An 11644-nucleotide genomic window follows, 5' to 3' on the forward strand; every position below is an offset into this window, starting at 1 on the left:
ATTAATGTAAATTGAAGTTTATTTCACAGCTTCAGCTTTTAGGGTGACATTATTAAAAGCGCTATACCCATAGGCTGTTAAGTACCAAGTGCCACTTGCTGGGTTAGTGATGACACATGATTCGTTTGAAGTGTCAGGATTCTCTGAGGCACAGTCGTTATCAATTGGATAAGGTTCTTGGCCATGCTTGATATAAAGATCAGCATCACCCGTCCCACCAGATAAGCTAACGACTAATTTGCTCGTGCCTGACGCAACACTAAAAGGGAATACCTTCGACTGGCCTTTGTTACCGCTTACTATTTCGACTAAGCCATCTCCTGGTTGATCTTCAAATTTGGCATAGACCAATTTGTTTGGTGAACCGACGACATTCGAGATTTTGTTTTCAGAAGCATTGTTGTTAATCGCAGCGGTCACCTGAGCAGGGTTTAGGTTTGGCGATTTAGACAAATGCAGCGCTGCTACACCAGCAACGTGAGGCGATGCCATCGAAGTACCACTAATCGTCTTAGTTGCACTGTTGGAGCCAATCCATGCTGACTTTATTGAAGATCCAGGCGCAAATACGTCGACACATTTTCCATAGTTGGAAAAACCAGATCTTGCGTCGTTGATATCTGAAGAGGCAACGGTGATTGCAGAAGGCTCACTTGCCGGTGATTTAGAGCAAGCGTCACCACGATCATTCCCCGCAGCCACTACGAAGGTAATACCACGGTTCACTGCATTTGCCACAGCGTTATTAACAGCTTGAGATTTACCGCCACCCAAGCTCATATTTGCAACAGATGGTCCAGAAGCATTACCAGCAACCCAGTCGATCCCCGCAATTACGCCAGCATATGATCCCGAACCACTACAATTAAGGACCCGCACACCAACTAAATCTACTGCTTTGGCAACACCATATTGCGAACCGCCGATTGTACCGGCAACATGCGTACCATGACCATTACAATCCTGAGAAACAGCGTCGTTATCAACAAAATCATAGCCATTTCTAGCACGACCACCGAAATCATTATGGCTGTTTAACACCCCAGTATCGATTATGTAAGCAGTGACACCCTGACCATTATTCGCACCAACGTATTTCTTGTCTAATGGGCGATCTCTTTGATCGATACGGTCCAAACCCCAAGTAGGGTTGTTTTGTAACGCGTGGAAATCAGAGAACTGTGGATCAATGGTAAAGGTCGCATTTTGCTCAATGAACTTGATGTCTGGGTGGGAAAGCAACTTCAATAACTGCTCGGAGTTTGCTTTAACAGCAACACCAGCTAAGTTATCATATTGATAATCAACATCTAACCCAAACTCTGCGCTTAACTTCGACGTTAAAGATGCCGTAAATGCTGCTTTAGTGCTGATATCTGCATTAACTAAAGCAGACGGTGTATTATACACAATAATGTAGCTGTCTTTAATCGCCTGTGTTCCTGAAGAGTTACTGTAAAACTCAGCGGCTTGAACTGTAGACCCAAGCATAAGGCTCAATAACAACGGTGTTATTTTCCTTTTTTTCATGATTTTTCCTTTTTTATTTTAAAAATCAAAGTAAGTTCCGATTTATATCGACTAAAAAAGCAATGCAAACTACAACTAAAACTACAGATATACATAGAAACACATTTTAGCGACATCAAAATTACACATAAAAAACAAAAAAACAACAAAACACACGTGGGTTAAACAATTTAGATAAGCCGAATAAAAAAATAGAATTAGCATTCATTTCAAAGAGATAAAAACAAACACATTAAAACCACCGAAAAAACAAAATAAAACAAAAAACACAACACCTAGCTTTTCTAAACATTGCCCTTTTTGCAAAAAACCAAAAACATACACAAAGAAATAAACAAGCATTTAAAAACCTTAAATAAATAACAATAAAATATGATTAAATTTTTAATAAGAGGAGGAATTCTGAAAAGTTCAATAGAATAAAGCGTAATAAAAGGCGAGTTTTAAGTAAAAATAAATCTAATAGAAATAGAGGCGGGAAACCCGCCAATACTATCTAATTAACAGCCAACCAAGGGCCAGAGCCGTCGAAAGTAGGTGTATTTCCTTTGGTCCACCACTTGGCTTCATAGATCACCCCATTGTAGCTCGCTCTATCACCTTTTAGATAAACCTTGCTGGCATCCCAAGCAGGTACGCCACCTACAGGTGGCTCAGTAGGATTGGTTGGTAGCTCATCAACAACTCGTACTTCAGGCCAGCTTGCGTGTGATTGATAAAAATTTGTCACACATTTTTCGTAATCTCCAGGCACAAGCGCTGAATAAGCCGTTTGATACCCTACGAGTTTACACTCAAATGAATATCCTCCGGGGCGATCTGCATAATAAGCCCAATCACCTTCCCAGTTGGTGTAGAGGACATCAGTTGCGCCGTCAAGATTTAAGCTTCCGTATGGTGTTTGCTGCCAACAGGTATTTTCTTCATCAGCTTCAATGGTGATGTTGTAATAATGAGAAAGTCCTTCCCAATAACGAATGCGATTAACTGGCTGACCTTTGTCTTTATTTTGCGCGCCGCACTCAATCCCACCATTAATAATATTAATAGTGGTGCCAAAGCCATAACCAATCCCCGCCTCACTTTCCCGCAGAGATGGTGTCCAAGTTCTATCAATGACATGTAACATTGCAGGTTTTGGCGCTTGCGGCGTTAAAAAGAACCAAATTGCAGACGCTAAGTTTAGCCAAGAGTCGGCTACTAAACCCGGATTATTTAATAGCACCGTGGCATCACCATTAAACATGACTTCACTAAATGCACCATAGTTAAAGTGATATGAAAGCTGTTTAGCGCCTCGGCCAAAATACCCTTGTCCCGTCCCACATGGCCAGCGGCGGTTTTGCCAGTCATTTTGTCCACACCCCGTGGTATAACCAACTTGTCCTTCTGACCACCCCATTTCACGCACATGCACCAAAGCTTGTTGCCATTCTTCTAACCCGAGAGGGTTATCAGAAGTATTGTCTTTAGCAATATGCCCCCCTGTTTCTTGGGCAAAATGCGCAAATGCAGTCACAATTGAGCGTTTACAGATTGCATCGGCATCTCGCCCATCGGTATAGTCGCCACAAAATGCGGGAAACTTACCAATGGCACGTAAAAAACGCGTGTAGGTGTATTCAGGCGCCGCCATTTGGGTAAGAAATTGCCACTGGGTTTGACCAAATACCCGCTCAGCTCTTTTTACATTATCAGGATTACTTACAAGGCCCGGCACTATCGCCTCTACAACCGTATTTTCTCTTGTTTCCAGTGCTTTAGACCAAATAGCATACATAGGGTTGTTGGTTTTCGCGCTTTCTGCATTATTTAACGCCACCCGAGAGACAATATAACCATTGGGGTTTTGTGGATCGGGTTGCGGACTCATTGCTATCACCTGACTTGCAGTTATAGCAAGCGAAACTGCGGTCGCTAATTTTAGAATTTTCATATTTTTCCTTTACATGTTGTTGTTAACGGTGAAGATCACCGGTTCAACAATTATTAACAAAATGACATCGCTGTCAAATTTTGTTCACTTTTTATTCTTACCACTACTCAAAAAGCGCCAGTTAAAATTGCCGAATCTTCGCGTTTTTGGTACATGATTAAAGTGGTATGCTAGGACCTCACAACAAATAACAATAATGGAGCAGCCTATGAAAATCATTCCTTTACAGTCGCAACATTTCGACAGTGTCATCGCACTTGGCAATCTCGTTCATGGTGATAATTATCTTGATGACGTAAGTATTGAACAAATGCACCAAAAAGGCTGTAAAGAGGGCATTAATGCTTCCTTTGTTGCGCTAAACAATGAAGGTGAGTTGCTCGGTTTTAGAACATCATACAGTGCAGGGCAATGGCCTATAGATAAGTGGTGCTCGCCAACATTGTGGCCTGTAGACAAAGCTGATATGGCTTACTTTAAATGCATTGCTATCGCACCTTCAGCTCAGGGACAAGGCATTGGCCCACAATTATTAAAATACTCGATAGAAGCACTGAAGCAACAAGGTGCAAAAGCTGGCGTTTCACACCTTTGGAAACAAAGCCCAGGTAACGGAGCCGTAAAATACTTTACTAAGGCCGGTGGCAAACTGATCAAAGTCCATGATGATAAGTGGTTAGACGACTGTATCTATCACGGCTATGTTTGTACTATTTGTGGTACTGAATGCCACTGCCAAGCAGCAGAAATGGTATTGGAGTTTTAAAATGTCAGGATTTGATCCTCTCACTCAGCCACATTGCCAAGGCCAAGCTTTTGCTAACAGTTACTGGGCTGCAACTTGCCCTTTAGGTGCGCCCACCCCTTCACTAGATAAACCGTTACAAGTAGATATTGCGGTGATCGGTGGTGGCTTTACGGGCTTACTTACCGCCTACCACTTGGCAACCACTCACCATCAAAGCGTTGCCCTATTTGAAGCAAATCAAGTTGGCTTTGGCGCGAGCGCGAGAAATGCAGGGTTTGTGCTACCCAGTACGGGCCGACTTGGCTATGCGCAACTGGCCAAAAAGTATGGTTTAGCTGTCAGTAAAGCCATATATCAAGAATACAACAATGCCGTTGCCTTAGTCCGTGGGCATATCGACACCAAGCATATTGACTGCAATGTGCAGGCATCGGGTTATTTGAAAGTTGCACACAATCAGCAAGCATTTTCGCTACTAAAAGCGCAGTCTGAATTTCTCACTGCGACTATGGGTAGCAAGAACCATCAGTTACTGTCTCAGCAACAACTGACCGAAACGTATATGCACAACCAACAAGGGTTTGGTGCATTGCGATTTGACAACGCGTTTGGTATTCACCCTTTGAAGCTGTTGCTAAGTTATAAGGCATTAGCTCAACAAGCTGGTGTGCAACTTTACGAAAATAGCCTGGTCACCCACCACCAGAACCCAAATGGCAACCACCAGCTAGAAGTGAACGGCCACAAAGTTTCAGCAAATAAGGTGGTGATCGCAGCGAATGCCTACGCTCAACGACAATTTTCGCCGTTAACTCAAGGGCGTTACTTGCCTATTTTAAGTAGCATTATCGTGACTGAACCTCTTAGTGATGAGCAACTTGCTGCCAAGGGCTTAATGACAGAACAAGTTGTCATGGATACCAGACGGCTTAAATACTACTATCGTCGCCTTCCCGACAACCGTATTTTGTTTGGTGGGCGAGGCGCGGTGTTTGGACATGATCAGGACAATGCAAAATATCAACATAACTTGCGCTCAGCACTTAACGACTGCTTTCCTAACCTCAATGCTAGAGTAGATTATTTTTGGAGTGGTTATATTGCCGCCGCGCTTGATGATCTTCCCCATATCTACAGTGAAAATAACACCGGATATGTACTTGGGTATTGCGGCTCAGGTGTGGCGTTTAGTGCACAGGCAAGTATTCGTCTCGCTGAGCAGTTAATGGGTCGTAAAGTACCTAATTTACCTATCTATACGAAACCACTACCCAAGTTTCCAATGCCACGATTACGGAGAGTAGGTCAACTCGCGTATTACCAATATGCACAAATAATGGACAGGGTTACGTAATGCTCAACGTTACTATTCGTCCGGCAGTTCCCTCTGATGCAGTGACACTTGCAGCGATATCTATTCAAGTTTGGCTTGATACCTATGCGCAAAAAGGGATCCGTCATGAGTATGCTCAATTCGCGCTAGAAACTTTTTCATCGGCTTACTTTTTGGAACGCATTGAAAAGCCCGAGTTTAATATTTTCGTTTCTGAGCAAAACGGTCACCTTTTAGGTTTCATTCTGACCAATCACAACTCAGATTATAATAACGAAGATTATGGTTATGAAATTGAAAAGCTATATGTGTTAAGACATTTTCAGGGGAAAGGAGTAGGTTCTCAGCTAATGAACTATGCTTCTATAAAACTCGGCCCTTGTTTTTGGCTCTATACTTGGGTAGAGAATCAAGCAAACCTATTTTATGAGAAGTATGGGTTAACTAACGTTGGAAAATTTACGTTTACGTTCTATGAGTGGGAAATTGAAAATAACGTTTTCCGTTCATCTGACACTTTAAAACACTTGTCGAATGTCGCGCAAAGGTAACATAAAAGATGTATAGATACAGCCGCCGGTTAGCGACTGTATCTCGCTCGCTTAAAAGCTATATCTTAAGTTCACACCAAAATTATCGTATTCGTCTACATTTCTATAGCTGATATTGGCTGAGATGCTGTCGGTAAATTGGTAACTAAGCTTGGCTAAGTATACAAAGTTAGTTTCGCTTTCATCGTCTTGAATGCGCTCAACACCGAGACCAACGCGCGCATTCAGATCTCCAAACGAATGCTCGTAGGCAGCTTCGATATGGTAATGATCACTCGTGTCACTATCTTTATCAGAGAAGCTTTCTTGATAACGGTAACCATCGTTAGATGTAATATTTGTGATGCCTGAATAATCTAGTTCTAATTTATATCTAGAATAACCACCATATACATCAACAAAACCTGCATCTGTTACATCAAATTGATGACCAACTAAAAGGGTAAGATAATTTAAATCAGTCTCAACTTTAACCCTTGCCTCTATATTTGCGTAATAATCGCTTTCGATTAAAGTATCATTAAAGTCATCACTTAATGCCGCATAAGTACCTTGAAGATAAAAGCCGTCAAAAGCCTTGTTGACCGTAACTGCGATACCCGTAGGCTTGAATTCATCAACGCCATCAAGCGTGATTTTTCCGTAGCCTAGTTCAACGAAGTCTGTTGAGTTTGCTAGACAGGCTGTTGATGCAAATAGTGCTGATACTAATGCCACTTGCTTTAAAGTTGAATTCACGATCCACTCCATCATTCTCGTATTTAATTCGTGGCGCATACTACTGAAATTACATATAAATACAACCAGAACCTAAAACAAATACAAAATGACTTTGTAACAAAACTTGTTACTATTAATCAAAGCGTTAACTTTATCGAGTTTAGCTCAGTGTCGTCATCCAAGTGGACGAAAATTAGCTAGGACATTTGGAAGTGGACGCCATGACGGGGCATTGTCATACCCCAAATTTAGACTGACGGTATTATAGGCCTCAGCATTTCTATCGCTCACGTTTGTGCAAATATTATTGGTAAAACGATATCCCATCTCAGCCAGAATAAGCTGTGTTCAATATATGCATAGGATAGCCACCATAAATATCAATAAGACGATGGTCATTCAAATCAAACTGTGTGTCAGCAGAGACAAACAACCTTTAGTCATACTGGGCTTTAATTTTTAGAATTTCTGGTAATTTTTCACCCAGCAATTCAACTAATTTTGGGTCAAAGTGCTTACCACTTTCAGAATGGATAAAAGCCAATGCCTTTTCAATAGACCAAGCCTCTTTGTATGGGCGCTTTGAAGTGAGTGCATCAAATACGTCTGCAAGTGCGCAGATCCTTCCTTCAAGTGAGATTTCTTCCCCCTTTAATCCTTTTGGGTAGCCACTACCGTCAAACTTCTCATGGTGCTCCATTGCCATGAGATATGCAAGTTTGACGAGTTTGGACTCGGAGTCCGCTAGTATATTCGCACCCAATTCAGCGTGCTGTTTCATCACCTCATATTCTTCGGCATTTAAACGTCCGGGTTTCAGCAAAATGCTGTCAGCAATACCGACTTTGCCAATATCGTGCATCGGGGCGGCCAACATCAAATCTTCTGCATACGCTTCTGGTAGACCGCAAGCTTTAGCAAGCACATAACAGTAGCGGCTCATTCTAGCTATGTGCTGCCCTGTTTCATTGTCTTTATATTCAGCCGCCTGACCTAGGCGCTGCATCAATTCGACATACGCACTTTTAAGCTCAGTCGCACTTACCAAAGACAAGTGCGTTTTCACTCGTGCTCTGGTTATAGCGGGGCTGATTGGCTTTGTGATGTAGTCAACACCACCTAACTCAAAGCCCCTAGTTTCATCAAACTCTTCGCTCAAGGCGGTCACAAAAATCACTGGGATCCTTGCTGTGATAGGGTCTTCTTTTAATTTAGAGCAGACTTCAAAGCCAGTCATCTCTGGCATCATGACATCGAGTAAAATTAAATTGGGTAGTTCCTTATCTACTAGCTCCAAGGCCAATTTTCCTGACTTTGCAAACTTCATACGGTATTGATTGCCGAGCGTTTGTTTTAGAATTTGCAGGTTTGTCGCTTCATCATCAACGGCTAAAATCAGAGGCTTATGGTCATTTATCATTACACATCAGTACTCATTAATTGTGCAAGAATTTCCTCCGCACGTTCAAATTCAAAATCATCCAATGCATGTTTCAACGCCTCTACCTGGCTTCGGTGAGCAAGAGGAGCACTTTCTAACAATGCGTCTAGCACATCATCTTCAACTTGCGACTCATCTATCATCTCCTTTACTCGTGGTAAGTTTTGCTTAAACAAAAAAACATCACCCTCACTCAATGCGTTGGTTACGACTTCTTCATCACTTAGCCCAACAACATCGTCAAGTTTTTCAATAATGAGTGCCAATTTGGCCCTCAGCCGTTCGTCAATTCCCTTTTTACTCTCTATTTGCTCTAGCAGAGCAAACAGTGTCTCCAAAGCCAAGTTTCCAGCAATTCCTTTAATGGTATGAATATTCTGCAGTACATCACTCGTAAACTGACCTTCGTGAGCAAAGAGTGCTACTACTTCTTCTCTCTTGTTATCCCAAAAGCGAGCTAGTTCTTTCAAAAACCGAGTCTCACTGCCCCATAAATTTACCGCACGAGCTCGGTTAATCAGCTGTTTGTTGGTGGCTTGCCTTAAACCAATCGCCGTACGAGCAATATTAATATTGAGCGTCTCAGCAATTGTACGAGTTAGATCTTCAATCACCACAGGCTTTGAGGCAAATGCAGCCATACCAGCAGCCTTTGCTGCTGCTCTATCCTCGCCCAACACACTCGCAGTTAGAGCAATTACCGGTGTCTCTTGTTGCCTATTGTCTCGTTCATATGCTTTGATAGCCCGCGTCGCTTCAAGCCCATCACAACCGGGCATATGAATATCCATTAGAATAAGATCGTATTGCTGCGCTTTGGCTTTTTCGACGGCCTCAAGCCCATCTCCTGCGACCTCTATACTATGACCTTGCTTTTCAAGTAATAAGCTCAACAACTCGGTATTTTGTTGAATATCATCAGCAACTAAGATACTTAACGGGGGAAGCTCAACATGGACATCCTGTGTGACTGCGAATGCCTCAATTTTATTCAGTGGCACTGTGAAATAAAAAGTAGACCCCTTACCAAGCTCACTAAGTGCCCATATTTTCCCGCCCATTAGCTCGACTAGCTGGCGACTAATGGTTGTGCCAAGGCCTGTACCACCAAAGCGGCGACTCATACTTTCATCAGCTTGCTCAAACGGACTAAAAATGGAGTCTAACCGGTCGCTAGCTATCCCTATGCCCGTATCCGTGATTTTAAATAGTACATGATTGTCATGAGATGCCTCAACGTAAAGCTCTACAACGCCTTGAGCCGTAAACTTGATCGCATTACCCAACAAATTTACCAATACTTGCCGTAACCGGTCTGAAGCCCCATGATAGGTTTGATGTAAGTCACGGCTCATTGTGAGCTCAAGTTTTAAGCCTTTTTTCTTTGCTTGATACCAAAATGTGGATACCACGTTATCAAGTAGCTCAGATAGACAGAAATCATTTTCAACCAGATCGAGTTTGCCTTGGTCCAGCTTAGCTGAATCTAAAATATCGTTAAGTAAGTGCAGCAACGCCTTTGCGCTTGTCAGTATGGTATTTACATGCCTACTTTGATCAGACTTCAGCTCAGACTCTTTAAGCACTTCACTGAATCCTAAAATAGCATTCATCGGAGTGCGGATCTCATGGCTCATGTTAGCTAAAAACGCCTGCTTAGAAGCTGCCGCACTCTCAGCAATACTTTTCGCGGCACGTAATTCGTCTTCCATGTGTTTACGCTCACTAATATCGAGCAATACGCCAGCGATCCCTTCGACCTTACCCGCTTGATCATACTCAAATGAGCCTTTATCAAGTACCCACTTGGTATGGCCAGATTTGTGTAATATCCTATATTCCAAAGAATAACTCGCTTTGCCACACTGCAGCGCTTGTTCAACGATATCGTGAGTTAAACTGATGTCGTCCTCCACAATCAAGCTCGCAAAATGGACTTGCCCCGACATAAATTCCTCTGCCCGATAGCCAGTAAGCTGTTCCACAATGGGGCTTACGAAAGATAGAGTCCAGTCGCTATCAATATTGCAGCGAAAAGCGACACCAGGCATGTTATTTAACAGCGTTCGATAACGCGCTTCCTGTTCAATCAGCGCTTTTTCCATTTGCTTTTGCGCTGTTAAATCTGTAATAAAGCCAACATAAAACGCGCTTTGATCTTTTAACTCAACCTCACCAACTCCCAGCCGAATAGGCACTAGATGCCCTTGCTTGTGCAGCGCCTTTACCTCACGGCCAACCCCTTTAAATCGCTCAAGATAAGCGGTGTCGAAGGCTATGTCTGTTTGCGCTTCTTTAGGTTTAGGCAAAAATACGGCAACATTGCGGCCAAGCGTTTCTTGCTCAGACCACCCCAAAATTCGTTCAAATAATGGGTTGCAGCTCTTAATGATCCCTTCACCGTTGATAGTGATGATCCCATCAACTGCCGTTTCTAGAATAGCTGCAAGCCTGGATTCATTCGCAGCTTTGTCTGCTGCAACCGAACGGTACTTGCTAGCTGTATGAATAAGCGCGGATAAAGCACTAATGATCATACTGACGGCGGCAATGAACAGCGCAAGTGATTGCGTGTGCTGCTCTTGCATCTCTAGGCTAATAACTGGTGAGTCCGATACAAACTTCGCCGCCTGCATACCTGTATAGTGCATTCCCGATACCGATGCACCAAGCGCTAAAGCTCCTAACCATCTGACCATGCTGGTATTGTTATCGCTGACATAATCGCGCAGTTTACTTCTCGCTTGAATTGCAATGAAGGCAAGTGACACTGCAACAACAATTGATAAACCAAAAAGTGTAGGATCATAACCCAGCATAGGTCCAAGCTGCATGGCTTCCATGCCACTGTAATGCATAGTACCAATACCGGCTCCCAAAATAACAGCGGCGATACCCTTGATCACCAGTGTCACATTTGGTCGAGTTATCAGGTCAAATGCAACCCAGCAGCCTAAAAAAGCGGGGAAGATCGATGCCGCAGTAAGCCAAGGATCGTAATCCACTTCAACACAGAGCGAAAACGCCAACATGCCAATGAAGTGCATACTCCAAATACCACCAGACATGGCCACAGCACCGCCAAATTTTGCGAGCCGATTTATACGACTGTTTTGATTTTGCTCTGCAAAGTCGATCTGAATAAGCGTAAAAAATGAGGCAATAACAGCCACCAGCAAAGATAACGCTACAAGCGTAGCATCGTAAGTTCCGTTAAGTAGCAACTCAGGTGCGGGGTCGGTTACAAAAAACGTATTTAACATAGCAACACGGATAGTAAGATATTCTTAGAGTCTAGCTTTCTAGGACCGAGTTTGACAGAAAAAATCGTTGCCAAAACAAGATTTCAGGATAAATTCTTGTTTCTTTTGGTCTAGCACTATCT

The 11644-nt window shown here is 42.9% G+C and carries 8 protein-coding genes; 3 read left to right on the plus strand and 5 right to left on the minus strand.

The window, feature by feature from the left end:
* Window positions 1–18: 18 nt before the first annotated feature.
* Together DRB05_RS13790 and DRB05_RS13795 are read right to left on the minus strand one after the other, a co-directional pair.
* Entirely contained in the window at window positions 19–1530 is a 1512-nt protein-coding gene (locus tag DRB05_RS13790) for a S8 family serine peptidase (protein WP_128727465.1), read from the minus strand.
* Window positions 1531–2026: 496 nt separating this feature from the next.
* A complete protein-coding gene (locus DRB05_RS13795; RefSeq protein WP_128727466.1) occupies window positions 2027–3466 on the minus strand; it encodes a chitinase in 1440 nt (479 codons plus the stop codon).
* 208 nt (window positions 3467–3674) lie between these two features.
* Here DRB05_RS13795 and DRB05_RS13800 point away from each other — a divergent pair, with 208 nt between their 5' ends.
* Genes DRB05_RS13800 through DRB05_RS13810 form a run of 3 tightly spaced genes read left to right on the plus strand, consistent with a single transcriptional unit; the run spans window position 3675 to window position 6098 of the window.
* Window positions 3675–4232 carry a GNAT family N-acetyltransferase gene (locus DRB05_RS13800; protein WP_128727467.1) on the plus strand — a complete coding sequence of 186 codons (558 nt, stop codon included), beginning with the start codon at window positions 3675–3677 and terminating at the stop codon, window positions 4230–4232.
* A 1-nt stretch (window position 4233) separates the two neighbouring features.
* Window positions 4234–5568, plus strand: coding sequence for an FAD-dependent oxidoreductase (locus DRB05_RS13805; RefSeq protein WP_128727468.1), 1335 nt, complete (start codon window positions 4234–4236; stop codon window positions 5566–5568).
* On the plus strand, window positions 5568–6098 hold the full coding sequence (locus DRB05_RS13810) for a GNAT family N-acetyltransferase (RefSeq protein WP_045963723.1): 531 nt from the start codon (window positions 5568–5570) through the stop codon (window positions 6096–6098). The genes DRB05_RS13805 and DRB05_RS13810 overlap by 1 nt, the downstream gene beginning before the upstream one ends.
* Before the next feature lie 51 nt (window positions 6099–6149).
* On the opposite strand, the gene DRB05_RS13815 is transcribed toward DRB05_RS13810, so the two are convergent.
* The 3 genes from DRB05_RS13815 to DRB05_RS13825 all read right to left on the minus strand — a co-directional run bounded on the left by DRB05_RS13815 (window position 6150) and on the right by DRB05_RS13825 (window position 11522).
* A complete protein-coding gene (locus DRB05_RS13815) occupies window positions 6150–6836 on the minus strand; it encodes a porin (protein WP_128727469.1) in 687 nt (228 codons plus the stop codon).
* A 418-nt stretch (window positions 6837–7254) separates the two neighbouring features.
* Window positions 7255–8238, minus strand: a complete 984-nt coding sequence (locus tag DRB05_RS13820) for an HD domain-containing phosphohydrolase (protein ID WP_128727470.1) — start codon at window positions 8236–8238, stop codon at window positions 7255–7257.
* Window positions 8238–11522, minus strand: coding sequence for an MHYT domain-containing protein (locus DRB05_RS13825; RefSeq protein ID WP_128727471.1), 3285 nt, complete (start codon window positions 11520–11522; stop codon window positions 8238–8240). Before DRB05_RS13825 ends, DRB05_RS13820 begins: the two co-directional genes overlap by 1 nt.
* Window positions 11523–11644: the final 122 nt, after the last annotated feature.

This window comes from Pseudoalteromonas sp. A757 (genome assembly GCF_004103285.1).
Lineage (GTDB): Bacteria > Pseudomonadota > Gammaproteobacteria > Enterobacterales > Alteromonadaceae > Pseudoalteromonas > Pseudoalteromonas galatheae.

What these genes read in the sequence shown, in the direction of transcription:
- DRB05_RS13825 (WP_128727471.1), bottom strand. Translation starts at nt 11,522, where the DNA reads ATGTTAAATACGTTTTTTGTAACCGACCCCGCACCTGAGTTGCTACTT.
- DRB05_RS13810 (WP_045963723.1), top strand. Translation starts at nt 5,568, where the DNA reads ATGCTCAACGTTACTATTCGTCCGGCAGTTCCCTCTGATGCAGTGACA.
- DRB05_RS13800 (WP_128727467.1), top strand. Translation starts at nt 3,675, where the DNA reads ATGAAAATCATTCCTTTACAGTCGCAACATTTCGACAGTGTCATCGCA.
- DRB05_RS13790 (WP_128727465.1), bottom strand. Translation starts at nt 1,530, where the DNA reads ATGAAAAAAAGGAAAATAACACCGTTGTTATTGAGCCTTATGCTTGGG.
- DRB05_RS13820 (WP_128727470.1), bottom strand. Translation starts at nt 8,238, where the DNA reads ATGATAAATGACCATAAGCCTCTGATTTTAGCCGTTGATGATGAAGCG.
- DRB05_RS13795 (WP_128727466.1), bottom strand. Translation starts at nt 3,466, where the DNA reads ATGAAAATTCTAAAATTAGCGACCGCAGTTTCGCTTGCTATAACTGCA.
- DRB05_RS13805 (WP_128727468.1), top strand. Translation starts at nt 4,234, where the DNA reads ATGTCAGGATTTGATCCTCTCACTCAGCCACATTGCCAAGGCCAAGCT.